At 39.5% G+C, this 25,919-nt stretch carries 21 protein-coding genes and 1 tRNA gene; 17 read left to right on the forward strand and 5 right to left on the reverse strand.

Annotated features, from left to right (window positions below; translation table 11 throughout):
• Positions 1 to 12 precede the first annotated feature (12 nt).
• Entirely contained in the window at positions 13 to 1,320 is a 1,308-nt protein-coding gene (locus D1013_RS08605) for a Gfo/Idh/MocA family protein (protein ID WP_121848437.1), read from the forward strand.
• 76 nt (positions 1,321 to 1,396) lie between these two features.
• Here the strand turns inward: D1013_RS08605 and D1013_RS08610 are convergent, their stop codons facing one another.
• From D1013_RS08610 to D1013_RS08620, 3 genes are all read right to left on the reverse strand, one after another.
• Positions 1,397 to 2,479 (reverse strand): GDP-L-fucose synthase family protein, encoded by a 1,083-nt coding sequence (locus tag D1013_RS08610; protein WP_121848438.1) that lies wholly within the window; start codon positions 2,477 to 2,479, stop codon positions 1,397 to 1,399.
• Position 2,480: 1 nt separating this feature from the next.
• Positions 2,481 to 3,593, reverse strand: coding sequence for a GDP-mannose 4,6-dehydratase (gmd, locus tag D1013_RS08615; RefSeq protein ID WP_121848439.1), 1,113 nt, complete (start codon positions 3,591 to 3,593; stop codon positions 2,481 to 2,483).
• 238 nt (positions 3,594 to 3,831) lie between these two features.
• Entirely contained in the window at positions 3,832 to 5,193 is a 1,362-nt protein-coding gene (locus D1013_RS08620; RefSeq protein ID WP_121848440.1) for a Gfo/Idh/MocA family oxidoreductase, read from the reverse strand.
• 119 nt (positions 5,194 to 5,312) lie between these two features.
• Between D1013_RS08620 and D1013_RS08625 the strand changes: the two genes are divergently transcribed.
• The 6 genes from D1013_RS08625 to D1013_RS08650 all read left to right on the forward strand — a co-directional run bounded on the left by D1013_RS08625 (position 5,313) and on the right by D1013_RS08650 (position 14,128).
• A complete protein-coding gene (locus D1013_RS08625; protein ID WP_121848441.1) occupies positions 5,313 to 6,698 on the forward strand; it encodes a sialate O-acetylesterase in 1,386 nt (461 codons plus the stop codon).
• 59 nt (positions 6,699 to 6,757) lie between these two features.
• Complete coding sequence (locus tag D1013_RS08630) at positions 6,758 to 8,869, forward strand: thioredoxin domain-containing protein (RefSeq protein ID WP_121848442.1); 2,112 nt, start codon at positions 6,758 to 6,760, stop codon at positions 8,867 to 8,869.
• A gap of 121 nt (positions 8,870 to 8,990) precedes the next feature.
• A complete protein-coding gene (locus D1013_RS08635) occupies positions 8,991 to 10,709 on the forward strand; it encodes a GMC family oxidoreductase (protein WP_121848443.1) in 1,719 nt (572 codons plus the stop codon).
• Between the two features lie 2 nt (positions 10,710 to 10,711).
• The gene (locus D1013_RS08640; protein ID WP_121848444.1) at positions 10,712 to 11,437 is read left to right on the forward strand and encodes a gluconate 2-dehydrogenase subunit 3 family protein; all 726 of its coding nucleotides are present in this window, start codon (positions 10,712 to 10,714) and stop codon (positions 11,435 to 11,437) included.
• 131 nt (positions 11,438 to 11,568) lie between these two features.
• Positions 11,569 to 12,387, forward strand: a complete 819-nt coding sequence (locus D1013_RS08645) for a sugar phosphate isomerase/epimerase family protein (protein ID WP_121848445.1) — start codon at positions 11,569 to 11,571, stop codon at positions 12,385 to 12,387.
• 115 nt (positions 12,388 to 12,502) lie between these two features.
• The gene (locus tag D1013_RS08650; RefSeq protein WP_121848446.1) at positions 12,503 to 14,128 is read left to right on the forward strand and encodes a sulfatase family protein; all 1,626 of its coding nucleotides are present in this window, start codon (positions 12,503 to 12,505) and stop codon (positions 14,126 to 14,128) included.
• Here the strand turns inward: D1013_RS08650 and D1013_RS08655 are convergent.
• Positions 14,125 to 15,990, reverse strand: coding sequence for an arylsulfatase (locus D1013_RS08655; protein WP_225621516.1), 1,866 nt, complete (start codon positions 15,988 to 15,990; stop codon positions 14,125 to 14,127). The genes D1013_RS08650 and D1013_RS08655 overlap by 4 nt on opposite strands.
• A 58-nt stretch (positions 15,991 to 16,048) precedes the next feature.
• Between D1013_RS08655 and D1013_RS08660 the strand changes: the two genes are divergently transcribed.
• Genes D1013_RS08660 through D1013_RS08670 form a run of 3 tightly spaced genes read left to right on the forward strand, consistent with a single transcriptional unit; the run spans position 16,049 to position 19,557 of the window.
• Positions 16,049 to 17,899, forward strand: a complete 1,851-nt coding sequence (locus D1013_RS08660; RefSeq protein WP_162987850.1) for a DUF5060 domain-containing protein — start codon at positions 16,049 to 16,051, stop codon at positions 17,897 to 17,899.
• A gap of 10 nt (positions 17,900 to 17,909) precedes the next feature.
• A complete protein-coding gene (locus D1013_RS08665; RefSeq protein WP_121848448.1) occupies positions 17,910 to 18,626 on the forward strand; it encodes a M15 family metallopeptidase in 717 nt (238 codons plus the stop codon).
• 16 nt (positions 18,627 to 18,642) lie between these two features.
• Entirely contained in the window at positions 18,643 to 19,557 is a 915-nt protein-coding gene (locus D1013_RS08670; RefSeq protein WP_121848449.1) for an alpha/beta hydrolase, read from the forward strand.
• Positions 19,558 to 19,564: 7 nt separating this feature from the next.
• On the opposite strand, the gene D1013_RS08675 is transcribed toward D1013_RS08670, so the two are convergent.
• Positions 19,565 to 20,488 carry an aldo/keto reductase gene (locus D1013_RS08675; protein ID WP_121848450.1) on the reverse strand — a complete coding sequence of 308 codons (924 nt, stop codon included), beginning with the start codon at positions 20,486 to 20,488 and terminating at the stop codon, positions 19,565 to 19,567.
• A gap of 159 nt (positions 20,489 to 20,647) precedes the next feature.
• Between D1013_RS08675 and D1013_RS08680 the strand changes: the two genes are divergently transcribed.
• From D1013_RS08680 to D1013_RS08710, 7 genes are all read left to right on the forward strand, one after another.
• Positions 20,648 to 20,721: transfer RNA gene (locus tag D1013_RS08680), tRNA-Pro, on the forward strand.
• 226 nt (positions 20,722 to 20,947) lie between these two features.
• Complete coding sequence (locus D1013_RS08685) at positions 20,948 to 22,171, forward strand: site-specific integrase (protein ID WP_121848451.1); 1,224 nt, start codon at positions 20,948 to 20,950, stop codon at positions 22,169 to 22,171.
• 194 nt (positions 22,172 to 22,365) lie between these two features.
• A complete protein-coding gene (locus D1013_RS08690; protein ID WP_090294699.1) occupies positions 22,366 to 22,944 on the forward strand; it encodes a TetR/AcrR family transcriptional regulator in 579 nt (192 codons plus the stop codon).
• Positions 22,945 to 22,946: 2 nt separating this feature from the next.
• Positions 22,947 to 23,621, forward strand: a complete 675-nt coding sequence (locus tag D1013_RS08695; protein WP_090294701.1) for an NAD(P)H-binding protein — start codon at positions 22,947 to 22,949, stop codon at positions 23,619 to 23,621.
• 6 nt (positions 23,622 to 23,627) lie between these two features.
• Positions 23,628 to 24,074: a DoxX family protein gene (locus tag D1013_RS08700; protein ID WP_090294704.1), complete on the forward strand. Its 447-nt coding sequence runs from the start codon at positions 23,628 to 23,630 to the stop codon at positions 24,072 to 24,074.
• 12 nt (positions 24,075 to 24,086) lie between these two features.
• Positions 24,087 to 24,719 (forward strand): NAD(P)H-dependent oxidoreductase, encoded by a 633-nt coding sequence (locus tag D1013_RS08705; RefSeq protein ID WP_090294707.1) that lies wholly within the window; start codon positions 24,087 to 24,089, stop codon positions 24,717 to 24,719.
• A 31-nt stretch (positions 24,720 to 24,750) separates the two neighbouring features.
• The gene (locus D1013_RS08710; protein WP_090294709.1) at positions 24,751 to 25,911 is read left to right on the forward strand and encodes an iron-containing alcohol dehydrogenase; all 1,161 of its coding nucleotides are present in this window, start codon (positions 24,751 to 24,753) and stop codon (positions 25,909 to 25,911) included.
• The last annotated feature ends 8 nt before the right edge of the window (positions 25,912 to 25,919 follow it).

Raw genomic sequence — 25,919 nt, forward strand, 5'->3', positions numbered from 1 at the left:
AAGATATCAATAATGAAAACGGAAAAGCAAAAACCAGTTGACGCCTCAACAATTTCTAGAAGAAAGTTTTTACGAAATTCTGCACTAGCGGCCGGCTTAGTGACCATAGTACCTAGACATGTGCTGGGTAAAGGGTACGTTTCACCAAATGATAAGATAAATTTAGGCTACATCGGTCTAGGAAAACAGGGAAGTATTCTTTCCAACCGTTTTACGGGCGAAACTCAGGCTCAAGTGGTTGCTGGCAGTGACGTGTGGTCATCGAAAATGGAACGTTTTAAGTCGATAGTTGAGGGTTATTATGCAGAAAAGCGCGGGGTATCAAATTACAATGGTGTAGCTACTTATTTACATTATAACGAGATGCTCGAAGACAAAAATATTGATGGTATAGTTGTAGCGACCCCTGACCACTGGCATGCGATTCAATCTATTGATGCCATGAATGCCGGTAAAGATGTGTACTGCGAAAAACCGATGACCAATACCATCGTTGAAGGAAGAATTATGGTAGATGCGGCTAAAAAGAATAAAACGGTTCTTCAGGTTGGCAGCATGCAAAGGTCTTGGGAAAAGTTTAAAAAAGCTCAAATGATTGTTAGCTCCGGCCAATTGGGCAATATAAAAAAGGTTTTGGTTAATGTGGGCGATCCTGCACGAGCTTACGATTTACCTACCGAGCCTACCCCAAATGGTATTGATTGGAATTTATGGTGCGGCCCCGCACCATTATTGACCTATCATCATACGATTGCACCCGAGGTGGTAGACAAGTATCCGGATTGGCGTGATTTTAAGGAGACCGGCGGGGGTATTCTTTCCGATTGGGGTGCCCATATGTTCGATATTGCCCAATGGTGTTTGGGGATGGATAGAACCGGTCCTGTGAAATATATTCCTCCAAAAGACCCTAATGCAGTTAGAGGTTTAAAAATGTACTATGAAAATGGAATAGAAATGGTACATGAAGATTTTGGTAGGGGATGGGCCGTACGTTTTATTGGCTCGGAAGGGACGATGGATGTAAGTAGGGGGTTCTTAGAAACTACACCAACTAACATTTTAATGCCGAATGGAGGTAATCCCGCCGAACAATTTGAAGATAGAGGCAACCATTATGAAGACTGGCTTGCTGCTATAAGAAACAGGGGAACCACGATTTGTGATGTAGAAACCGGCCATCGTTCGGCGAGCGTTTGTAATGTTGCCAATATTGCATACGAATTAGGCAGAACCATCGAATGGGATCCCGTAAAGGAAAAGTTTAAGGGAGATAGAGAAGCCAACAAACTTAGAAAAAGAAAGAACAGGAAGTATTAAGATATATTGACTACTACTAAAAATGGCGCCATTGGTTAATGGCGCCATTTTTATTTTTTTTGAATAGCCCTTAGTTCTAAGTGGTGTACCATTCATACATTTTGCTGATACCTTCTTCCAATTCAATATTATGCTTCCAACCAAGATCGTGCAGCTTGCTTACATCGGTAAGCTTTTTCATAGTACCATCCGGTTTATCGGCATTGAATTTCAAGACACCTTCAAAATCGACCAATTGCTTGATGGTTTCCGCAAGTTCTCGAATAGAGACATCTTTACCCGTGCCAATATTGATATGGGTATTTCTAATCTCTTTTTGGCCCTTTTCATAGGTATCTTCAAAGTTCCTGTTCTCCATAATGAAAACACAAGCCTCGGCCATATCTTCTGACCATAGAAACTCACGCATTGGTTTGCCGCTACCCCAAATTTCAACAGAAACGTTCCCATCAGATTTGGTAACTCCGTATTTAGAAAGAATTTGAAGAATTTCATTTTCTTCGGCAGTTTCACCAACTGATTCAATAGGTCTGTTCTTCAAGTCGGCCCGAATGGATGTCCAATCATTGCGTTCCAATGCTTTTCCTAAATGCATTTTTCTAATGAGGGCCGGTAATACGTGCGATTTTTCTAAATTAAAGTTATCGTTAGGCCCGTACAGATTGGTAGGCATCACAGAAATGTAATTGGTACCATACTGTAAATTGTAACTCTCGCAAAGTTTAATGCCGGCAATTTTCGCAATAGCGTAAGGCTCATTAGTATACTCCAAAACATCTGTTAGAAGGTAATCTTCTTTCATCGGCTGAGGGCACTCTTTTGGATAAATACAGGTACTGCCTAAGAAGAGCAACTTTTTAACCCCATTGAGATAACTGTGGTGAACCACGTTGTTCTGAATCATGAGATTGGCATAAATGAAATCACCACGATAGGTATTGTTGGCAACGATACCGCCAACCTTGGCCGCAGCCAAAAAAACATAGTCCGGTTTTTCTTTCGCAAAGAATTCACCAACGGCATTACCATCGACCAAATCCAATTCAGCGTGTGTTCTAAAAACGAAATTGGTATAGCCTTTGGCTTTGAGTTGTTTTAAAATGGCACTGCCCACCAAACCTCTATGCCCAGCTATGTAAATCTTGGAATTTTTATCCATTTTATTCGAAATAGTTCATGATACGGTATCCACCATCTTTTAGATAAGTGTCTTTCTGCATCAATTTCAAATCGCTCTGCATCATATCTTTTACCAAATCTTGAAGTTGGTATTTTGGTACCCATCCCAATTTATTATTGGCCTTACTCGGGTCACCAATCAACAAATCGACTTCGGTCGGTCTAAAATATCTAGGGTCGACAGCTACGACTTCTGTTCCTTTTTCCAATTGGTATTTTGGGTCGTTACAAGAAACAACGTAACCTTTTTCGTTTACACCTTCACCTTTGAACTCGAGTTCGATACCGGCTTCGCCAAAACTCATTCTAACAAAATCTCTTACTGTAGTAGTCTTTCCAGTGGCAATTACCCAATCTTCAGGTTCGTCTGCCTGAAGAATCATCCACATCATACGAACATAATCTTTGGCATGCCCCCAATCTCGTTTGGCATCAAGGTTTCCTAAATACACTTTATCTTGAAGACCCAATGCTATTTTTGAAGCTGCACGGGTGATCTTTCTGGTCACGAAAGTCTCCCCTCTAATGGGCGATTCGTGGTTGAACAGAATACCATTACAAGCGAACATTCCGTAAGCCTCACGATAGTTCACCGTAATCCAATAGGCATACATTTTAGCTACCGCATATGGACTACGAGGATAGAATGGAGTTGTTTCAGACTGAGGTACTTCTTGAACCTTACCGTACAACTCTGAAGTGGAAGCCTGATAGATTCTTGTTTTTTTCTCTAAGCCTAGAAGGCGAACTGCATCTAATATTCTAAGGGTGCCGATACCATCTGCGTTCGCAGTATACTCAGGTGTTTCAAAAGAAACTGCAACATGACTCATAGCGGCCAGATTGTAAATCTCATCGGGTTGAATTTCTTGAATAAGGCGAATAAGATTGGTGCTATCGGTCATATCGCCATAGTGCAAATGCAAATTTCGGTTCTCTACATGGGGGTCTTGATAGAGGTGGTCAATTCTATCGGTATTGAACAAAGATGACCTTCTTTTAAGGCCATGCACTTGATAATTCTTTTTAAGTAAAAATTCAGCCAAGTATGCTCCGTCTTGACCTGTAATTCCTGTAATCAAACACTTTTTCATTTGCTAAAAAGTTTGTCGGTTCCAATAATATTTGCACAAATATGGATAATAAAAGTAGTATCATCATACCGTTTTCAACAAAATTTAGATTATTTAATGATTACCAAATAAGTCAGTCTAAATTTTGATTATATGATGGCGCAAGTTCTATAGATAATGCAAATTAATAATGTTCAAGTTTATAAAGTTGGCCTTTTAAATCATTTGATTTTTCAGATGATGGAAGCAAAGTCTTGAGCTAAGAATGAGGATGTTGCCAACCCTCGCGATAGCTTCTTTTTAGAAGCTTAGTAGCTTCAGGGTCGTTCAAAATAAGTTGTTGTTCTTGACTGTACGAAAGAGGGCGTTGCAAAGCCAGAGCCATATTGGCCAAGATACAACTCGCGGTAGAAATATGTCCTTCCTGTATGTTCGCGACCGGCTTTGAACCTGTTTCAATTGCAGCTAGAAAGTCTAGCATATGGCCTCGGGTGGCGGGTGCTGCATGAAGTTCTATATCTTTTTCCGTTACGTCTTCGGGGTATTTTTCACGTTCGTAAATAACATCTTTATGAATTTTCTTTCCATCTCCAACCGGAACAAAGTCATATTGCATGACGCTTCCCGATAGCGTACCCTTTTCCCCAAAAATTTTGAAGGCCCAAGGGTATTCAGGGTCGGGAGCAGTACCCCATGTTCGATGTTTCCATATACACTCCATTTCCTCAAATTCAAATACGGCATTTTGGGTATCGGTTATGTTTGCTTTGGCATCTTTTTGAACGTAAATGCCTCCCGTTGAACTAATTCTTTTGGGCCAACCTAAATCCAACATCCACCGCACGGTGTCGAGCATATGAACACACATGTCGCCCACTATACCATTTCCATATTCCATAAAGGCTCTCCATCTTCTATGGGGCAGGCCATCGAATTCTCGCATGGGTGCAGGACCTGTCCACATATCATAATCAAAAAAATCAGGTATAGGTGCTTGCGGCCTGTTTTGTGTATCACGCATATGATAATAACAGCAGATCTCTACATGTGAAACCTTTCCTAAAAGGCCGGCATCAACAATGTTCTTTTTGGCCTCGATGAGGTGAGGTGTGCTTTTACGTTGCGTGCCTACCTGTACTACTTTACCATACTTTTTGCTTGCGGCGATCAATGCTTCTCCTTCGAGTACATCAACACTAATTGGTTTTTGCAAGTAGACGTGTGCACCTGATTTCATCACCTCAATACCCTGTAGCGCATGCCAGTGATCGGGCGTACCGACCAGAACAACATCTAAATCACCTTCAGCCAACATTTTTTTATAGTCGGAATACGTCTTCGGTTTCTTGCCCGACTTCTGACGTTTGCTTACCAAATCGGCCGCTGCCGCTAGCATTTGGCTATCGACATCGCAAAGCGATATTACTTCTACGTTCGTTACTTGAATGAGCCTAAAAAGATCACTTTTACCGTACCAACCTGTTCCGATAAGCCCAACTCTTAAAGGCTTTTCCCGGTAAATTAGATCAAGGCCATATGCACCAAATGAAGAAAGAGCCATGGCGGCAGTAGTGCCTTTTAAAAAGTTGCGACGATTAATGTAAAAATTTTTGCCTTGCATTTTAATGATTTTTGGTTGATGATCTAAAGATATTTAAATCTATATAAAATAAGGGCCAAATATTTGTTGAGTATATAATTTGATATATTTAAGACTTCAAACTTAACGCTATTCAAAAAATGAAAATTCAGCACTTCTTTTTAACTCTTTTGTTTTTCTCAAGTCAGGTTATTTTGGCCCAAGTGGCACTTCCCCATATTTTTTCGGACCATATGGTCTTACAAAGAAATGACGAGGTGAAGATTTGGGGTTGGGCAGGCACAGGTGAAGAACTAGTACTTACTACCAGTTGGGATAGTAAGGAATATAATGTAAAAACACCTATTACCGCTCAATGGGAGGTTGTTGTAAATACTCCTGAGGCGGGTGGGCCATACCAGGTAAATGTGAAGGGTAGAGATAGCGAAGTAGTACTAAAAGATATTCTCATAGGTGAGGTTTGGGTTTGTTCAGGACAGTCGAACATGGAGTGGAGTGCAACCACGGCCGCAGGAATAGATAATGCACAGGAGGAAATAGATCAAGCCAACTACCCCAAAATAAGACTTTTTACCGTACCCAGAAGAACCTCTGAATTTCCGCAAGATGATTTGCCCGGTAATTGGGAGGTATGTTCTCCCGAAACAATGAAGTCTTTTAGTGCGGTGGGTTATTTTTTCGCACGCCGTCTTCAAAAAGAACTGAATATTCCGATTGGGCTAATTGACAATGCCTGGGGAGGTACCCCTGCCGAGGTATGGGCGACTAAATCTGTCTTTGATGAAAATGAAGACCTTAATGCCGATGCGCAATCTCTGCAGGAAACACCGTGGAGCCCAGTCACGCCATCTTTTCTTTATAACGGAATGGTGCATGCCATAACACCTTTTAAAATTGCCGGAACCATTTGGTATCAGGGTGAGTCAAATGTTAATCGTCATAGTCGTTATACCAAGTTATTCTCTGAGATGGTAGCCTCTTGGCGAAATGCTTGGGGGTATGAGTTTCCATTTTATTTTGTTCAGATTGCACCTTATAAGTATGATGTGCCTGAAGTAGGCGCTTATTTAAGGGATGCACAAAGAAGAGCAGAGCAGAATATTCCTAACTCGGGAATGGTGGTAGTAAGCGATATTGCCACGGTAAACGATATTCATCCGCCCAATAAGCAAGATGTAGGTTTACGATTGGGGAATTTGGCATTAAAACAGACCTATGGTAGTTATGATGGCGAAGTTCGTGGGCCACTTTATAAGTCCCATGAAATTAAGGGTAAAACTGTAGAATTGACCTTTGATCACTCCGAAGGGTTGATGGCGAAGGACAAAAAACCAACGCATTTTGAAATAGCATCGGCAGATGGTACTTGGCATGAAGCAAAAGCCAAAATAAAAGATGGTAAAATATTGTTGTCTTCAAAAGAGGTAAAAGAGCCCACAAAGGTAAGGTTTGGGTGGGGTAATATTGCCGAACCTAATTTGTTTAACGAAGCTGGCTTGCCAGCATCGGCATTTATTACGGAATAAATTCCTTTTGGTTTTCTATCATACTAATTATCGTATTTTCGAGCGATAGAAATTTCGCTATGAAAGTTTTTAGGTTTTTCTTCCCTCAAGTGATTCTGTTCGCTTTTCTAATTCTTGCCTCTTGTAAGGAGGAAAAGAATGACGTTCCAGTTCAGGAAGAACATAAGTATACCAATGAATTGGCCAATGAAACCAGTCCGTATCTCCTTCAGCATGCACATAACCCGGTCAATTGGCGCCCTTGGGGCCAAGAACCGTTAAACGATGCCAAGAAAGAAAATAAACTCGTATTGGTAAGTATCGGTTATTCTTCATGCCATTGGTGCCATGTGATGGAAGAAGAAACATTTGAAGATGAAGAAGTGGCAAAGGTCATGAACGAGAACTTCGTCAGTATAAAGGTTGATAGGGAAGAGCGTCCGGATGTCGATCAAATATACATGACCGCTCTTCAACTGATTTCCGGCAATGGAGGTTGGCCCTTGAATGTAATTACACTACCCAACGGAAAACCTTTGTATGGTGGCACTTACCATACCAAAGAACAGTGGACCCAAGTCTTGACCAAAATCAATGACCTTTACAAAAATGACCCCAAAAAGGCGGAGGAATATGCCGATATGGTAGCCGCCGGTATTGCAGAGGCGAATACCATTGTTCCCACAAATAAGAAAAGTGAAATTTCTAAAACAGTTCTCGTTGAAAATGTTGAGAAGTGGAAGAAGTTCTGGGATTTGGAAAAAGGGGGAGACCAAGGCACACAAAAATTCATGATTCCTGTCAACTTGATGTTTTTGTTGGATTATGCAATCTTAGAAAATGATGTGAATACTCGATCCCATGTAAAGACTACGTTGGATAAAATGCTTCTTGGTGGGGTCTATGATCACGTCGCCGGTGGTTTTTTTAGGTATAGTACAGATGCTGATTGGAAAATACCTCATTTTGAAAAAATGCTTTACGATAATGCACAGGCTTTGAGCCTTTATTCAAAAGCTTATACGGTTTTTGGGGATGTCGAATACCAAAAGCTGGTTTCCGAAATGTTCGAATTTCTTCAAAGAGAAATGAAGGGTAACTCTGAGGGATATTATGCAGCATTAGATGCTGATACTGAAGGTGAGGAAGGAAAGTTTTATGTATGGGAGCAAAACGAGTTGAAAAAAGCGCTGGGTAGTGATTTTGATCTCTTTGCAAAATACTATTCCGTTAATGAAAAGGAAGCTTGGGAAGAAAATAAATATGTTTTACGTAGAAATTCAGATGATGTCGATTTCTTAGAATCTGAGAAGATGGATGAATCCAAATTATCCACTTTAAAACAAGAATGGAAGAATAAACTTTTAAATGCCCGAAACACTAGACCAAGGCCGGGTATCGACGATAAGGTAATAACCTCATGGAACGCTCTTTTGATCAATGGTCTAGTAGATGCTTACAAAGCCTTTGGGCAACAGAAGTTTTTGACGGAAGCAGAAAAGATATTTCAATTTCTCGAAAATAATTCTTTCAAAAATGGGAGGTTGGTGCATACCTATAAAGAAGGAAGCTCTCAAAATCAAGGCTTCTTAGAAGACTATAGTTATTTGGCGAATGCGGCCCTGCAATTATATTCGGTAACTTTTGATGAGAAATACCACGATTTTGCCGACCGGCTTACGAAAGAAGCCTACGATAGATTTTTTGATGACACAACAGGTATGTTTTTTTACAATGAAAGTGATGAATTGATTGCAAAAATCGTGAAAACAGATGATGGTGTACTTCCATCGCCCAATGCGGTAATGGCTAAGAACTTATTTCTTCTTGGGCATATTGATTACAATAAAGAATATCTTGAAAGTTCGAAGCAAATGCTCGCTTCAATGCAACCTTTGGTCGCAGAAAGTCCGGCTAGCTATTCGAAATGGAACGCACTTTCCCTTAACAATGTTTATCCTTATTTTGAAATTGCCGTGGTGGGTAAAGATGTTAAACCTGTCATAAACGGTTTGAACCAAAAATACCTTCCGAATACCTTAATTGTGGGCAGTGATTCAAAAAGTGAACTGCCCTTGTTCGAAGATAGGTTTATCGATGGCGAGACGTATATTTATGTGTGTCAGAATACTACGTGCAAACTTCCGGTTAAAACGGTAAATGAGGCCTTGAACCAAATGGCTAATTTTTGATTGGTATTATTTTGTTTCATGTTGATACAGATTGTGCCAATCCACTACATCGATTGATTAAATCAACAGAGTTTTCATTTTTAATTTTTAAATTGTGCGCTCATAAAAACTAAAACTAACTATGCAGATAAAGGAATCTCCTGAAGTGTATGATGTTATCATTGTCGGTTCCGGCGCCGGCGGTGGAATGGCTACCAAACAGCTAGCTGATGCCGGATTTAATGTAGCGGTAGTAGAAGCCGGTCCTTTCTTTGACCCAGCTGACCCTAAAACCATGACCCAGTTAAAGTGGCCTTATGATTCTCCAAGAAGGGGAGCAGGTACTACTCGTGCTTTTGGTGAATGGGATCAATCGTGGGGCGATTGGCATGTAGATGGCGAACCCTACACAACCGAAGAAGGTACCACTTTTAAATGGTGGCGTGCAAGAATGCTCGGTGGCCGTACCAACCACTGGGGGCGTATTTCGCTAAGATTCGGACCTAAAGACTTTAAGGGCAAAACCCGAGACGGATATGGTGAAGATTGGCCTATCGGTTATGATGATGTTAAACCTTATTATGATAAGGTAGATAAATTGATCGGTGTATTTGGCACCAATGAAGGTCGTGAGAATGATCCAGACGGATTTTTCCTCCCCCCTCCAAAACCGAGATTACATGAGCTTTTCTATATAAAAGGAGCCAAAAAATCAGGAATTCCTGTTATTCCAGGTCGACTTTCAATGTTGACCAAAAGAATTAATAATGATCGTGGTGTATGTTTTTACTGTGGTCAGTGCGGAAGGTCTTGCCAGGTTTATGCCGATTTCTCGGCAGGCAGTTGTTTGATCTTTCCGGCACAAAAAAGTGGCGGTAAAGTTCGTCTTTACGTGAACTCAATGGTTCGCGAGATAACTACCAATGAAGAAGGTAAGGCAACAGGTGTTTCTTACATCAGCAAAGATGATAGAAAAGAATATAAGTTGAAGGCAAAAGTGGTCATTCTGGCCGCATCAGCCTGTTCATCTGCCCGTATCCTTCTTAACTCAAAAAGTAAGCAGCACCCTAACGGTTTAGGTAATAGTAGTGATTTGGTTGGTAAATACCTACATGACTCTACCGGTAGTAGTGGCGCGGCATTCGTTCCTGATCTAATGAACCGTGATGTTACCTATAACGAAGACGGTGTTGGTGGTATGCACGTGTATTCACCTTGGTGGGGCGATCATAGCAAATTAGACTTCCCCCGTGGTTACCACATTGAAGTATGGGGCGGTATGAGCCAGCCTAATTATGGTTTTGGTTTTGATCAAGATAATTTCAATAAATTATTAGGTCTGCCTACCGGTGGCTATGGCGATAAGCTTCGTGATGAGGTTAAAAAATACTACGGTGCCGTTATCGGTTTCGGTGGTAGAGGCGAAGGTTTGGCCAGAAAGGAAAACTATTGTGAAATCGACCCGACAACGGTTGATGACTATGGTATTCCCGTATTAAAGTTTAATTATAAGTGGTCGGATATCGAAGTACGTCAGGCAAAACATATGCAAGACACTTTTGAAGAGATTACCCATAATATGGGCGGTATCTATTTGAATAAACCTGGTAAGGATAGAGATTACGGTCTTCACGCTCCTGGAGAGATCATTCACGAGGTAGGTACTACCAGAATGGGTGATGACCCCAAAACTTCGGTTACTAATAAGTTCAATCAGTTGCACGATGTCGATAACGTATTTATCGTTGATGCGGGACCATTTGTATCGCAGGCAGATAAAAACTGTACATGGACAATCTTGGCCTTGTCTTGGAGGGCTTCTGACTATATCATCGAACAGTTGAAACAACAAAATATCTAATCATGGACAGAAGAAAAAGTATACAGACAATGATTCTTGGTGCTGGGGCTTCTGCACTTGCATTTCATAGCTGCAAAACCGATAAAGGGGAGGCCGCACCTGCCAATGCAGATGCTTCTGTAAATACCGATACCAAATACTACGGTAGAACACCGCAGGAGGCCGAGCGTGATGAGAAGCTTCACGACGAGCAGCTTTTCAACGAGCACGAAATGGAAACTATTGCCGTATTGAGTGAGGTGATACTCCCTCCGAAAGAACCGCATGGCGGACCTTTAGAGGCAGACGTTCCGGAATTTATAGAATTCATTGGTAAAGACATGCCTCAAATGCAAAACACCCTGCTAGGTGGCTTGATGTGGCTAGACCATAAATCGAATACCGATTATGGGGTGGAGTTCAAATCGGCAAGCTTGGATCAACAAAAAGAAATATTGGACCAGATCTGTAATCAAGATATGGAGGTTTCTTTGGATGACCAGCCGCTAGAGATTCAGTTCTTTGCATTGATGAGAAACTTGGTCGTAACAGGGTACTACACTTCAAAAGTAGGTATCGCCGATTTAGGATATAAAGGAAACCAGCCCAATGTTTGGGATGGTGTGCCCGATGATGTTCTTAAAAAGCACGGTGTTGAATATGATCCCGAGTGGATTGCCAAATGTGTTGATCAAAGTACTCGAAATGTCATTGCTGAATGGGATGATGAGGGTAACCTATTGACCTAAATATATTTTCAAACTTTTGAAAGTTAAAAGCAATTGAATATTTAAGACACCTCTCAAAATTACTTGAGAGGTGTCTTGCTTTTGTGGCTTTGTTGCCGTAAAATTGAATAAATAGTAATAATCTAGAACCGATGAAAAAAATAATAATTGCAACAGTAGCGGTGATGGCTACATTCGCTATGAACGCTCAAGAAGTGGGCCTTCAATTGTATAGCCTTCGAAACCAATTTAAAGAAGATGTACCTGGCACCTTGAAGATTATAAATGGCTGGGGAATCACAAAAATAGAAGGTGGTGGTACTTACGGCCTATCGATGGATGAATTTCAAACTTTGTTGAAAGAAAACGACCTTGATGTGGTTAGTGTAGGTGCTGGTTTTGAAGATTTAGAGAACAATGTTCAAAAGGTGATTGAAAATGCAAAGGCCTTTGATGCCAAATATGTAATGTGTGCGTGGGTACCCCATGATGATAACAAATGGGATTTGGAAGAAACCAAACATGCCACGAAGGTTTTTAATAAGTCGGGCAAAGAGTTGAAAAAGAACGGTATTACATTAGCTTATCATGCACATGGCTATGAGTTTAGACCTTGGAAAGATGGTACGCTATTCGACTACATGGCGCAAAATGCGAAAGATTTTACTTTTGAGTTAGACGTCTATTGGGCACATCACGGGGGTGCCGACCCTTTGGCCTTGATGAAAAAGTACCCTAAGAAATTTACGTTGATGCACCTAAAGGATATGGAAAATGGAGTAGAGGGTAATAATACTGGTCATGAAGATGTTGAAACCAACGTGGTTTTGGGTGAGGGTCAGGTTGATATTGCCGGTACGGTCGCAGAAGCTAAAAAATTGGGTATCGAGTACATGTTTATAGAAGACGAATCTTCAAGGGTGGTAGAACAGGTACCTCAAAGTTTAGAATACTTAGATAGCCTTGATTAGTCGATAAGATCATTTTAAGCAGTATATAAACGCCCCACATCGATAAATGTGGGGCGTTTGCCTTTTAAAAATAAAAAACGGGTATATTTAAAAGATATCAAATCAATCAAAAAACATGAGGTCTGTATCTTTTTTTCTTTCTATTGTAGTTCTACTTGGGGCTTGTAATAACCATAAAAATCAAGAAGAAGATAATGGAAAGAATAGGCCTAATATTGTATGGATTGTAGCTGAAGATCAATCACCGGAGTGGTTTCCAATGTACGGAAACACAATCATCGACTTGCCTCATTTGCAAAGTTTGGCGGAAGACGGGGTCGTTTTTGATAATGCCGTGGCCCCGGTCCCAGTCTGTGCTCCCGCTCGAAGTTCGTTGATAACGGGTATGTACCCAACAACATTGGGCACACATAATATGCGTACCCATACCCCTTGGCGAAAGGTCAATGAACCTCTACTTGACAGCCTGCCAAGTTATTCTCCTGTTGTTCCTGAAGGTGTTCGCATGTTTACCGAATATTTGCGAAAAGAAGGCTATTATACTTGTAACGGCCCCAAAGAGGACTATAACTTTGAAAAGACTGATGCTGCTTGGGATGAGAGTAGCAAAGACAGGCACTATCGAAAGCGTGATAAAGACCAACCATTTTTTGCGGTATTTAACTATTCGGTCTGCCATGAAAGCCAAATTTGGTCAAGGGGAAAAGATAGCTTGTTCGTAAAGCCTTCTGAGGTATCTGTGCCGCCTTACTTTCCCGATAATGACACCATTCGACATGACCTGGCGGTCAACTACTCGAACCTAAAAAGGTTAGACGACCAGTTAGGAAAGGTGTTAGACGACCTCAAAGAAGATGGTCTTTATGAGAACAGCATCATCTTCTTTTATGCCGATCATGGGGGTCCTTTCCCAAGGCATAAAAGGGCCTTATACGATACAGGTGTTAAAGTACCTTTGGTTGTAAAATTTCCGGAAAATGAATACGCGGGTACGCGTGATGAACGTTTGATCAGTTTTATCGATTATGCACCAACAGTACTTTCGTTGGCAGGTATAGAACCGCCAAAATTAATGCAGGGTACGGCCCAGTTCGGAGCATTTGAAGCGGAAAAAAAACCGGAATATACTTATCATACATCCGATCGTTTTGATGAGCGTTATGATAGATTAAGAGCGGTAAGGTCTCCTGATTATAAATACATCAAGAGCTTCAATACCAATATCAGCCACGCAATGCCACTTTCATATAGAGAGCAAATGCCCATGATGAGAGAGTTGAGAAGACTTAATGCCAAAGGTGAATTGAACGAGCAACAATCTTTTTGGCTGTCGGCTACAAAACCTGCCGAAGAATTGTATGATTTAAATGAAGATCCGTTTGAACTTAACAATTTGGCTGAAGACCCCGATTACCAACAAGTTCTCACCACCTATAGGCAGCTCTTGATGGATTGGATGGAAGATACCAACGATTTAGGGAGGGTTGATGAACGTTCGTTAATGGAACGTTGGTTGGTAAAAGGAGAACAACCTCGACTAGATCCTTTGCAGTTAGAAGTAACCGACCTGGGCATTGAACTGATAGAACCCAAGGCCGATGCTACCATCGTCTATAAACAACCACAAGATTCGGTATGGATGGTGTATTCAAACCCTTTGCCGGCTGAGATGTCTTTTACGGCCAAAGCAGAACGAATAGGTTATACCGATAGCGAACTACTAAAATATGAAGGGGATTAATCAACTCGATTAAAAACCAACAAACGAACGTCTGCCACCACGGAATTTGGTATTTCGGTGGCCTTTAAAACTAGGGAGCCCCTGCCTTTTTTTAGAACCATTTTTCCTAGCCTCAGAGGTTTGAAATTTTTAACGTAAGACTCGATACGAACAACCTTATCTTGCTCTTTTCCGATTAATGGCGGGTTGTGCGCTTCCGTAATTTTTTTGGCTATTTTACTTTTACCTAAGCTTAGTTCTACGATGGATCCCATATTCTCTAAGTCGGCAGTATAGTATAGGTCTACTTCAAATGTACCTTCCGCAAGCACCTCTACATCCCAAGTAATCGAATCTTTAAGACTTTTCCAGTTGGTGAAATAACTATCGTTTGGGTGCTGGTTACTTCTTTTGATTCCACCATGTGCTTTTGCATCTCTGGCAGGTAGATGTGTAAAACTGAACTTGGGGTGGCCAATGGTAAACGGTCGATTATCATTTCTCGAATCTAGCGGTTTTACAGCAGTAAGCCAGTCATCCTTCATCCTCTTTAGGGAATCTACCAATCTGGGGTTTTGACTTGAGATATCTATCTTTTGACCTCTATCACGTGAAATTCTATAAAGCTTATTTTCACTATCAAGCCTAAAATTCTGTGTTCTCAGACTGGTTTGACCATTCCAATGATTGTAAATGATTCGGTCTTTCCAGTCTTGTTTTTCATCAAAAATAAGAGGTGTCAAATCTTTACCATCAATAGGCTTGGCGGTAATAGGGTAAACATCTGCCAAGCCTGCAATAGTTGGTAGTAAATCGATTGAACCTGCAATCTCATTGATTTTTTTTCCCTCTTTGATTATTCCTGTCCACTGAATGTACAACGGGCTTCGAACGCCGCCTTCATCTGTTGAGCCTTTTCTGCCCTTCATTCCTCCATTCCATCTATAGCTATTAGGGCCGTTATCGGTCATGTAAATAATGATGGAATTATCCTCTAAGTAGAGTTCACGCAATTTGGCCATGACCCTACCTACATTATAATCTATGTTTTCGACCATGGCCAAGGCCGCTTTGGTGAAATCAATAGTTTCATTTTCCCCATCCTCGGATAAAAGCTGAAGGTTTTTGTCTTTGAATTTGTTCCAGTACTTGTCAGGAACTTGCATAGGGCTATGGGGAATATTATAAGGTAGGTAAAGAAAAAATGGTTCCGTTTTTGACTGCTCTATGAATTCAAGGGCATGGTCGGTCAAGTCATCGGGCAGGTAACCTTTTCCTCTAGTAATCTTTCCATTATGTTCAAGCATTGGGTCAAAATAGTTGCCCCAATGACCGGAGGCAAATCCATAAAAATCATTAAATCCTTGTGAATTGGGGTGGTATGGTGCTTGGGTGCCATTATGCCATTTACCATAAATAGCAGTCTTATAGCCGGCATTTTTCAATAATTCCGCAAGCGTGGTTTCTTCGTAGTTCATACGTTCGCCACCTGATGAGGTACTGTACACTCCAGTTCTAGGAAAATAACGACCTGTTAGTATCTCGGCCCGGGTCGGTGAGCATACGGGTTGCACATAAAAGTTTTCAAAAGAAACCCCGTATTTGGCCAATGCATCTATCTGTGGAGTTTCTAGGTTGGTATTACCGGAGCTGCCCAGGTCTCCCCAACCTTGGTCGTCAGCAACTATTAAAATGATATTAGGCCTTTTGTCATCTCTTGTTTCTGAGACTGGGGTCGTTTTTGGCTCTTCTTTACAGCTGAGTATGAGAGCTAAGAGAATCAAGGTGAAATACCTGTACATGGTCGATAATTCTGATTTTTTGAGACAGTTGGTGATGCTTAGAAGTCGCTCTTCAATATACTCATAATTGTTAGAACCCATAAATTAGCCCTTGTGAAATTATACTTATCTTATGCCGCTAAAAGTGAATCGAAGCACCATGAGAATAGCATTTTCTAAAATATATCTTCTTTTAGCCTTCGGAGTGCTTTTAGGTTGCCAAGAAAAGAAAACCATGGCAGATTACCGATTAGAAGGTAGTATGCGCAAATGGCAACCTGTGACCATCACTTTCAACGGACCTTTGGCAGCGGAAAAAGACAGTCTGAATCCGTTTTTAGATTATCAACTTCTGGTCAATTTCAGCAACGGAAACGATAGAAAGACCGTTCTTGGGTATTTTGCGGCGGATGGGGATGCCGGAAATACAGGAAGCGAGCAAGGAAATAAATGGCGCGTGAAGTTTGCTCCGGATAGGGTAGGTCAGTGGAAATTCGAAGCATTTTTGATGGAGGGGACAGATATTGCCGTTAAGCAATTTACAATGCCGAAAAAGAACAATTCTATTTGGGCGTTAAAAGGTGATTTTCAAGTTATGGAAATCGATACAACGGATAGCGGCTTCTACAGAACTGGCCAACTTAAATATGATGGTGAGCGGTACTTGGTGGAAAGTGAAACACAGGATTATTTTATTAAAAATGGAGTGGGAAGCCCCGAAACCTTTTTGGCCTATCATGAATTTGACGGTACTTTCAAAAACGGAGGAGTAGAAACCCCAAGTCTAATCGATGGCCTACATAGATACGAAAATCATATTTCTGATTGGAACGAGGAGGATGGAACTTGGCAAGACGAAAAAGGAAAGGGCATTTTAGGGGCCTTGAATTACTTGGCAAAAAAAGGAATGAACAGCCTTTACTTTATGGTGATGAATGTCGCGGGCGACGGTGACAATGTATGGCCTTGGATTTCACCAAATGAACGAACCCGATTTTATGTAAGCAAATTAGACCAGTGGGATTTTGTCTTTACCCATATGGATAAGTTGGGCATGGCCATGAATTTTTTCACCCAGGAGACCGAAAACGATACGTTGCTGAACCACGGTGATTTGGGCCTTGAGCGCATGTTATATTACAAAGAAATGGTTGCGAGGTTTGGGCATCATTTAGGGGTTGTATGGAATTTAGGGGAAGAGACCAATCGTACCACCAAGCAATTAAAGAGTTACGCCGAATACATAAGAAGTATCGATCCTTACGACCACCCCATTGCTGTTCATAACCATATAAGGGTGACGGGCAAAAGAATGGAAGGCAGGCCTTTAGATCCTATTAAAGAAACGTTTTCTCCCTTGTTGGGTTATACAAACCTTGAAATACCTTCATTGCAGATGTATGACACTACCGAGGTACACCAAGAAGTGAAAAAATGGGTCGATTTATCTAAGAACAGCAAAAAACCTTGGGTAGTCTATGTAGATGAGATAGGGCATTATGACATAGGGGTTACTACTGATACAGCTAGCAATAACAATTACGATATGGTCATGCACAGTAGTCTTTGGGGCAGTCTATTATCAGGTGCTGGCGGTACTTCTTGGTATTTTGGAGGTCTGGACCAAGCGAATAATGATATGGCCGCTGAAGATTTTCGGGTAAGGGATAAGTGGTGGACTGTAAGCAATAATGCCACCGAATTTTTTAAAAGGCACCTTCCCTTTTGGGAAATGCAGAACCACGATGAACTTTTAAGCAATAAAAAGGCCTATTGTTTTGCAAAGAAAGATGAAATATATGTAGTTTATCTACCCAAAGGAGAAAAGACCGATTTGACCATTAGCGATGGCGCCTTTTCGATTGCATTTTATGATCCCAAAGAAGGTGGAATGTTACACGACAAACAGAACGAAGGTTGGCGAATAACAAAGCCCAATAGTGTTGAACTATCTGCTTTCAATGGTCAAAAAAACAAAGATTGGGTGATTTTGATTGCCCGAAATAAGTAACTGATTATAAATGAAGTTTAAAGTTTTTAGCCTTGTCATTTTGGTAATGATTATCTCTTGCAAGAATTCTCAAGAGAAGAAAATCAATGAACAAGAAATAGAGGTAGAGGCAAAAGTAGATACCGTAAAGAAAGCTGTTTCAGAAACAAAGAAAAAACTTAAAAGTTTTGCGAGCTTGTCTGATACAACTTTTGTTAGACTGGCCGATTTTAGTGATGGTTTTTCCTATGATTTACGTTATGCCACCAAAAACAATTTTCTAAAGGAAAAGGTCTATGATTGTGCTGAGTGTTATACACGTGTCAAGACTGCCAAAGCATTGATAGCTGCCAATAAAGAGCTCGAGAAAAAAGGTGTGAGAATTAAGTTTTTTGATTGTTATAGGCCCAATTCGGTACAATATAAAATGTGGGAGATTGTGCCCAACCCCCAATATGTGGCCAACCCAAAGAAGGGGTCTATTCACAATAAAGGAGGAGCGGTTGACATTACTTTAGAAACTTTGAACGGTGAGCAATTGGATATGGGTACTGATTTCGATTTTTTCGGAAAAAGGGCCTATCATGATAATTTCGACCTTCCTCAAGAAATTCTGGATAATAGAAAACTATTAAAAGAAACTATGGAGAAACATGGCTTCTGGTCGATAAGAACTGAGTGGTGGCATTATAATCTGGCTGCGGGTTCTAACGACCGGGTGGCTAACTTTAAATGGCCTTGTCCTTAAATATAAAACTCATCAAATGAAAACTATAATATCTTTTATTCTGATTCTTACCGTAATGAACTTACAAGCTCAAGATACCATCATCCCACTATGGCCAAAAGGAAAAATTCCTAATAGGGTCGAAACAGATGAAAAAGAAGAACACGTAAAAGAGGGCATATTACGTATCAGCAAGGTACAAGAACCTACTATTGAAGTTTATTTACCCGCTAAGCAGAATGCAACAGGTGAGGCCGTGTTGATTTTTCCGGGCGGCGGTTACCATATTTTGGCGTATGATTGGGAAGGCACAGATATAGCCAAATTTTTAAATGGTAAGGGAATTGCGGGTATCGTGGTCAAGTACCGGTTACCAACATCTGAATCCCTCAAAGAAAAATATAATGTTCCGCTGATAGATGCGCAACGAGCTTTGAGACTCGTTAGGTCAAAGGCTGCGGAATTTAATATAAATGCCAATAAAATCGGTATTGTCGGCTTTTCAGCTGGGGGCCATTTAGCATCAACCTTGGGCACCCATTTTAATGAAAAGGTGTATGATGACATTGATAATGCCGATAAGTTAAGCGCTAGGCCCGATTTCATGACCCTCGTGTATCCCGTTATAACTTTCACCCAATCTACAAAGCATTCAGGTTCTCAAAAAGCACTTTTACAAGGCAATGAAACCGAAGAATTGTTGCAGCGTTTCTCGAACGAATCCCAAGTAACACCGGAAACGCCACCTACATTATTGGTTCATGCAACTGATGATACGGCTGTACCGGTTGAAAATAGTCTATTGTTTTTTCAGGCTCTTAAAGATAAAGGAGTTTCTGCCACAATGCATATCTACCCCAAGGGCGGACATGGGTTTTCCCTTGCACGAAATGATGAGCACTTACGTGACTGGACAGAGCGCATGTTCGAATGGATGAGCTCTTTAGATTAAGCTCTAATTATAGATTTGAAAGGGTTACTAGCATTTTTTTACGCTCCTTTTCATTAGGAAGCCTACCGAAACCGGCACCCATATTGTCAATGACGTGATGAGGTTTTGAAGTGCCCGGTATGGCACATGTAACTGCTTCGTTTCCCAATATATACTTAAGAAAAAACTGCGCCCAAGAATAGATATCAAGCTCTTTGGCCCATGTAGGTAATTCTTTTCCCTTAACAGACCTAAAGAGAGACCCTCCGGCAAAAGGTCTATTGATTATAACCGCAGTACCATTGTCTTGAGCTGTTTTTAGCAAGAATTGCTCAGCTCTTCTTTCAGCCATTGAGAAATTGAATTGCGCGAAGTCAGGTTTTTCTTTTTTTATAATTTCAGCCAATTTTGAATGTGCAGAGTCACTATAGTGTGTTATACCCCAATAAGTAATAGATCCACTTTCTTTCATGTTTTTAAGCGTCGATAGATGCGTTCGCCAATCCACTAAATTGTGTATTTGGAGTAAGTCCATTGATTTTCTTCCCATTCTTTGCATCGAGCTGTTTATTTGTTCCATTCCAGCTTTCCGGCCGGTAGTCCAGACTTTAGTGGCATAAAAGAAAGATTCCTGAAAATCTAATTTTGAGGTCAAGTCTCCGACTACTTCTTCGGAACTACCGTACATGGGAGAACTATCAATAACCTGCCCGCCCTTGTTGTGCATTTCCTTAAGTACGGTAGCAAGTTGTTCTCTAAGTTCTACATCTGCGCCAGCATCAAAAGACTGCCATGTACCTAGGCCAACTATCGGTAAGGTTTTGCTTGAAGAAGGAATTTTTCTTTCAATCATCTTTTCGTTTTTGTTAAAAGCCAAATGGGGAAAGGCGCTCATGGCCGCACCGCCCGTAAAAAGAATTTTTGAAACTTCCCTTCTAGAATAGAATTTCATAAGAAATGCTTTTGCGTAAAATGTTTTCCATCAATAAGTTAAATTAATTTTTCTGAAAAGACGTTTTCAAATAGCAATAACCAGATAATTAAGCCTTGAATTGTGGCAAAGTTTTATATTTTTGCAATCCTATTTTCACACCTCGAGTGGAATGGGTTTCGGGATGTAGCGCAGTCAGGTAGCGTACACGCATGGGGTGCGTGTGGTCGCTGGTTCGAATCCAGTCATCCCGACTTAACCTTTTCAAGTAAAATCAAAACACTGTTAATCTTATGATTTTCAGTGTTTTGTGTTTTTAGGCATATCGTTTGAATTCATTTAAAACCACCTAAAATCATATCAAGCGTGTTCCCATCGGGAGCAAACACTTACATTTCTTATTGTAACTTTAAATGACTTTTAGAACCATTTTTCTTGTGTTTTGACTTTCACAGTATTCACACTCTAAAAGGTTGCAACATGCAGAAAAACAATCGTTTAACAATCAATTTCTTTACTAGAAAGCACAAGGTTCAATCCGAGAACCTAATTGTCTATTGTAGGATCACCATCGACGGTGAGCGCACCGATTTCAGCATAAATCGGGAGATAAAAGCCAATTTATGGGATAATAATCGTAAAAGGGGCAAGGGTTTTTCCAGTTATGTGATTTCCCTGAACAAGTACCTAGATCAAATTTATACAGGACTACATGAGGCCCATAGATTGATGATGGCAGAAGAAAAAGTAATCACTCCACTATCTATCAAAGCAAGATTTTTTGGGGAAGATGAGGGCGGAAAAACATTGAAACAATTGATTGCCTATCACAATGGAACCATGCACACTTCATTGCGCCCCGGAACCAGAAAGAATTACCACATCACAGAAAGATGCGTGAGCCTATTTTTAAAAGAGGAATATGGGGTTGAGGACATAAAGCTCAAAAAATTGAACTACCGTTTTATATTGGACTTTGAGCAGTACCTAAGAAAGTACAGGCCATCTACACGAACCAAATGCACCAATAACGGGGCCATGAAACATATGGAACGGCTTAAAAAAATGTCGAGGTTGGCCGTTCGGTTGGATTGGATAGCAAAAGACCCTTTTGAAAACTATAAACTACGTTTTGAAAAAACCGAACGGGAATATTTGACAAAACGGGAATTGAGGTTGATTGAAGAATCCACTTTCACAAGGGAAGGGGTTGAGAAATGCAAAGATGTGTTTCTCTTCTCGTGCTATACTGGCCTATCCTATATTGATGTCAAGGCATTGACCCCAGAACATCTACTTAAAGGAATAGATGGCAATAAATGGCTATTCACCAAAAGGATAAAGACGGACGAAAAACTTAAAATCCCCTTACTTCCACAGGCAATGGAGATCATTAAGAAATATGAAGACTCGCCTGAAAGAAAAGTGATGAAAGTCCTACTACCTGTTTACAGCAATCAAAAGGTCAATTATTACCTAAAGGAAATCTGTAAAGCCTGTAGGATTTACAAGAAAGTGACATTCCATACTGCAAGGCACACTTTTGCAACAACGGTAACCTTGTCCAATGGAGTGCCTTTAGAAACCGTCTCAAAGATGTTGGGGCATACTAAACTAACCACCACCCAAATTTATGCAAGGGTCTTGGAAAAAAAAGTTGGCGAAGATATGAGGATATTGGTTAAAAAAATGGAAGGCAAGTAAAGCTCTCCAGTAAGAATTAATCAAATTCATCGATTTTATTCGATTTTAGGAGTATATAGATGTATTTTATATTCATATAACCTAGTTAGCTACTATTTCTTACTTCATTTTAAATTCAATCAAATTATTGATGTTTTTTTAAAAATGAATGAATATTCATTTTTTTATATCTTTGTACCCTAAAACAAAACATCATGACTAAACTTCAAAAAAGTATAGATAAACGAAACGCTCTTATAAAAGCAACCATCGAATTAGTAAATAACAATGGTTTCCATGCCACTCCTATGAGTAAAATTGCAAAAATGGCAAATGTCTCACCTGCAACTATCTATTTATATTTTGAAAATAAACAAGACTTGGTTAATCAAACGTATTTAGAAGTAAAAACGAAATACACAGATTTTGTTTTTAATACCTATGATGAGAATACATCAATTAAAACAGGCTTCGAACTCATCTGGAAACGAATTGCGGAATTTAATATTAATGAATGTGAATATTCATTTTTTTTAACCCAATGTAATAACACGCCAATAATTGATGAGCCTAGTAGACAAGAAGGTATAAAACACCTACAACCTCTACTCGATCTATGGAAACGAGGAAAGGATGAAGGAGTTATTAAGCCCATTTCAGATTATATATTATATGCCTATTCGATAAATCCCATATCAAGTTTAATGATGGCACAAAAACTAGGTCAATTTCAATTGACCAAAGCAAATACCGAAGAAGCATTTCTAACAGCTTGGGACAGCATAAAACTCTAAAAATGAAAAAAACAGCAATTATATTAGGTGCGACTGGTTTAACAGGTTCTATACTTTTAGAAAAACTACTAAATGATGATAGGTATAAAACAATCAAATTGTTTTCCAGAAAAGAAATTGATGGGCTGCCCTCAAAAGTAAAACAGTTTGTTGGAGATATTTTAGAGTTAGATAACTTCAAGAAGGATTTCACTGCAGATGAAGTATTCTGTTGCATTGGTACAACAGCCAAGAAAACACCAGACAAACAACTATACAAAAAGATAGATTTTGGAATTCCGGTTACTGCCGCAAAACTTGCAAAGGCAAATGGAATGCCTGTGTTTTTAGTCATTTCTTCATTAGGCGCAAATGCAAAAAGCTCTATTTTTTATAGCCAAACAAAAGGTGAAATGGAACAAGCTGTTCTTTCAGAAAAAATTGAAAAGACACACATTTTACAGCCTTCTATTATTGGTGGTGACAGACAAGAGAAACGTATTGGAGAAAAAATAGGGTTGGTTTTAATTAAACTTCTACAACCTTTATTCTTCGGGAAATTAAAGAAGTATAGAATTACAGAAGCTGAAGATATTGCACAAGCTATGATCAACTTGGCAAATTCAAATTCAACAAAAACAATAATTACATCTGCTAGTATCAACTTACTTGCAAAAGGAAAACCTACTCAAAAATAAAACCTTATGGAAAAAAATTTTAATAAAACAAGTACCATTCAAAACATATTGAGAATCTTGTTAGGTGTTTTTATGCTCTATGCAGGAATAGGACATCTAACGTTCCTTAGGACAGAATTTCAGGCACAAGTTCCCACTTGGATCACAACAGATGAAGCGTTTATGGATTTTATAGTGTTAGCATCTGGTGTGGTAGAAATTATTTTTGGTTTACTAATGATTTTGGGAGGTAGATTAAAAATCAAAACAGGTATTTCATTAGCAATATTCTACATTCTTATTTTTCCTGGAAATATTAATCAATATGTAAATGAAATTGATTCTTTTGGCTTAAATACGGATAGGCAAAGGTTAATAAGATTGATTTTTCAACCCGTTTTAATTGTCTGGGCTTTGTGGTCAACAGGAGCACTTAAATATTTAATATCAAAGAAAAAAAATAGCAATAAATAAAAAATTAAAAAAATGGAATTATTAGACAAATTAAACTGGAGATATGCTGCAAAAGCAATGAATGGCAAAAAAGTATCTCAAGATAAAATTGACAATATTATCGAAGCAGCTCGTTTAGCTCCTACATCAAGTGGTCTACAACCTTTTGAAATAATTGTAGTTAAAAATCAAAAAATTAAAGAACAAATTAGACCAATAGCTTGGAATCAATCTGTAATAACCGACTGCTCTCACCTGCTCGTTTTTGCTGCTTGGGACACCTATACAGAAGATAGAATTAACTATATGTTCGATTTAACAAACGAGATTAGAGGATTTAAAAACGAAGGTTGGGAAAACTACCGACAAAAGTTATTACAAATGTATCCGCAACAAGATGCAGAAGTAAACTTTAATCATGCTGCCAGACAAGCATACATTGCATTTTCACAAGCTATTACAGCTGCTGCCTACGAAGGCGTAGATGCAACACCTTTAGAAGGTTTTGACGCTGATAAGTTAGATGAAATATTAGACTTAAGAGCGAAAGGTTTGCGTAGTGCAGTAATGCTACCCATTGGTTACAGAGATGCCGATAGCGATTGGTTGGTAAATCTTGTAAAGGTTAGAAAAAGCACAGAAGATTTAGTAACAGTAATTGAATAATCAATATACTATAAAAAATTAATAAAAGAAGATGAACAATTTTGAATTTAAAAACCCAACCAAAATTATTTTTGGAAAGGACACAATAGAGAAACTAAAAGAAGAAATTCCTACAGATGCTAAAGTATTATTACTTTATGGTGGAGGTAGTATTAAAAAGAATGGCATATACGACCAAGTAAAAACGGCATTAGCAAATGTTGATATAACTGAGTTTGGAGGTATTCCTGCAAATCCAGAATATGAAACATTAATGGAGGCTTTAAAAGTAATTAAAGCCAAAAATATCACCTATTTATTAGCTGTTGGTGGTGGTTCTGTAATTGATGGAACTAAATTTTTATCTGCAGCGGCAATATACGATGGAGACACGCCTTGGGATATTTTAACTAAAAACATTAGAACCGAAAAAGGAATGCCTTTTGGAACTGTTCTAACATTGCCAGCAACAGGCTCTGAAATGAATTCTGGAGCTGTAATTACACGTAAAGAAACCAAAGAAAAGCTAGCTATGGGTGGACCTGGTTTGTTTCCGCAATTTTCAATTCTAGATCCTGAAGTCGTAAAATCAATTCCGCAGCGTCAATTGGAAAATGGTTTAGCCGATGCTTTTACACATGTTTTAGAGCAATATATGACCTATTCGGTAGATGCTAAACTTCAAGATCGTTTTGCTGAAAGCATCTTACAGACTTTAGTTGAAATTGCACCAAGTGTGTTGAAAGATGACTTTGACTATAAAGCGGCTTCTAATTTTATGTGGAGTTGTACCATGGCATTAAACGGATTAATTCAAAAAGGAGTGCCTACAGATTGGGCTATTCATGCAATGGGACACGAATTAACGGCTTTATATGGTATAGATCATGCAAGAACATTAGCTATCATAACAGAAAGTCATTACACATATAATTTTGAAGCTAAAAAAGAAAAATTAGTACAATATGGTGAACGCGTATGGAATATTACAGAAGGAAGTGTTGACGATAAAGCCTATGCAGCTATCGAAAAAACAACTGAATTTTTCAAAGCTTTAGGAATCGACACTAAACTGTCTGATTACACAAACGAATACGAAGGTACAGCAGAAGAAATTCAAAAGCGTTTTACAGATCGTGGTTGGACAGGACTTGGAGAACATCAGTCATTATCACCAGAAAACGTAGAGAAAATTGTAAAAATGGCTTACTAACGTTAATT

This window comes from Euzebyella marina (assembly GCF_003687485.1).
Classification (GTDB): Bacteria; Bacteroidota; Bacteroidia; order Flavobacteriales; family Flavobacteriaceae; genus Euzebyella; species Euzebyella marina.

Coding starts and splice junctions, on each gene's coding strand:
- D1013_RS08605 (WP_121848437.1), top strand. CDS start 13: ATGAAAACGGAAAAGCAAAAACCAGTTGACGCCTCAACAATTTCTAGA.
- D1013_RS08610 (WP_121848438.1), bottom strand. CDS start 2,479: ATGGATAAAAATTCCAAGATTTACATAGCTGGGCATAGAGGTTTGGTG.
- gmd (WP_121848439.1), bottom strand. CDS start 3,593: ATGAAAAAGTGTTTGATTACAGGAATTACAGGTCAAGACGGAGCATAC.
- D1013_RS08620 (WP_121848440.1), bottom strand. CDS start 5,193: ATGCAAGGCAAAAATTTTTACATTAATCGTCGCAACTTTTTAAAAGGC.
- D1013_RS08625 (WP_121848441.1), top strand. CDS start 5,313: ATGAAAATTCAGCACTTCTTTTTAACTCTTTTGTTTTTCTCAAGTCAG.
- D1013_RS08630 (WP_121848442.1), top strand. CDS start 6,758: ATGAAAGTTTTTAGGTTTTTCTTCCCTCAAGTGATTCTGTTCGCTTTT.
- D1013_RS08635 (WP_121848443.1), top strand. CDS start 8,991: ATGCAGATAAAGGAATCTCCTGAAGTGTATGATGTTATCATTGTCGGT.
- D1013_RS08640 (WP_121848444.1), top strand. CDS start 10,712: ATGGACAGAAGAAAAAGTATACAGACAATGATTCTTGGTGCTGGGGCT.
- D1013_RS08645 (WP_121848445.1), top strand. CDS start 11,569: ATGAAAAAAATAATAATTGCAACAGTAGCGGTGATGGCTACATTCGCT.
- D1013_RS08650 (WP_121848446.1), top strand. CDS start 12,503: ATGAGGTCTGTATCTTTTTTTCTTTCTATTGTAGTTCTACTTGGGGCT.
- D1013_RS08655 (WP_225621516.1), bottom strand. CDS start 15,990: ATGGGTTCTAACAATTATGAGTATATTGAAGAGCGACTTCTAAGCATC.
- D1013_RS08660 (WP_162987850.1), top strand. CDS start 16,049: ATGAGAATAGCATTTTCTAAAATATATCTTCTTTTAGCCTTCGGAGTG.
- D1013_RS08665 (WP_121848448.1), top strand. CDS start 17,910: ATGAAGTTTAAAGTTTTTAGCCTTGTCATTTTGGTAATGATTATCTCT.
- D1013_RS08670 (WP_121848449.1), top strand. CDS start 18,643: ATGAAAACTATAATATCTTTTATTCTGATTCTTACCGTAATGAACTTA.
- D1013_RS08675 (WP_121848450.1), bottom strand. CDS start 20,488: ATGAAATTCTATTCTAGAAGGGAAGTTTCAAAAATTCTTTTTACGGGC.
- D1013_RS08685 (WP_121848451.1), top strand. CDS start 20,948: ATGCAGAAAAACAATCGTTTAACAATCAATTTCTTTACTAGAAAGCAC.
- D1013_RS08690 (WP_090294699.1), top strand. CDS start 22,366: ATGACTAAACTTCAAAAAAGTATAGATAAACGAAACGCTCTTATAAAA.
- D1013_RS08695 (WP_090294701.1), top strand. CDS start 22,947: ATGAAAAAAACAGCAATTATATTAGGTGCGACTGGTTTAACAGGTTCT.
- D1013_RS08700 (WP_090294704.1), top strand. CDS start 23,628: ATGGAAAAAAATTTTAATAAAACAAGTACCATTCAAAACATATTGAGA.
- D1013_RS08705 (WP_090294707.1), top strand. CDS start 24,087: ATGGAATTATTAGACAAATTAAACTGGAGATATGCTGCAAAAGCAATG.
- D1013_RS08710 (WP_090294709.1), top strand. CDS start 24,751: ATGAACAATTTTGAATTTAAAAACCCAACCAAAATTATTTTTGGAAAG.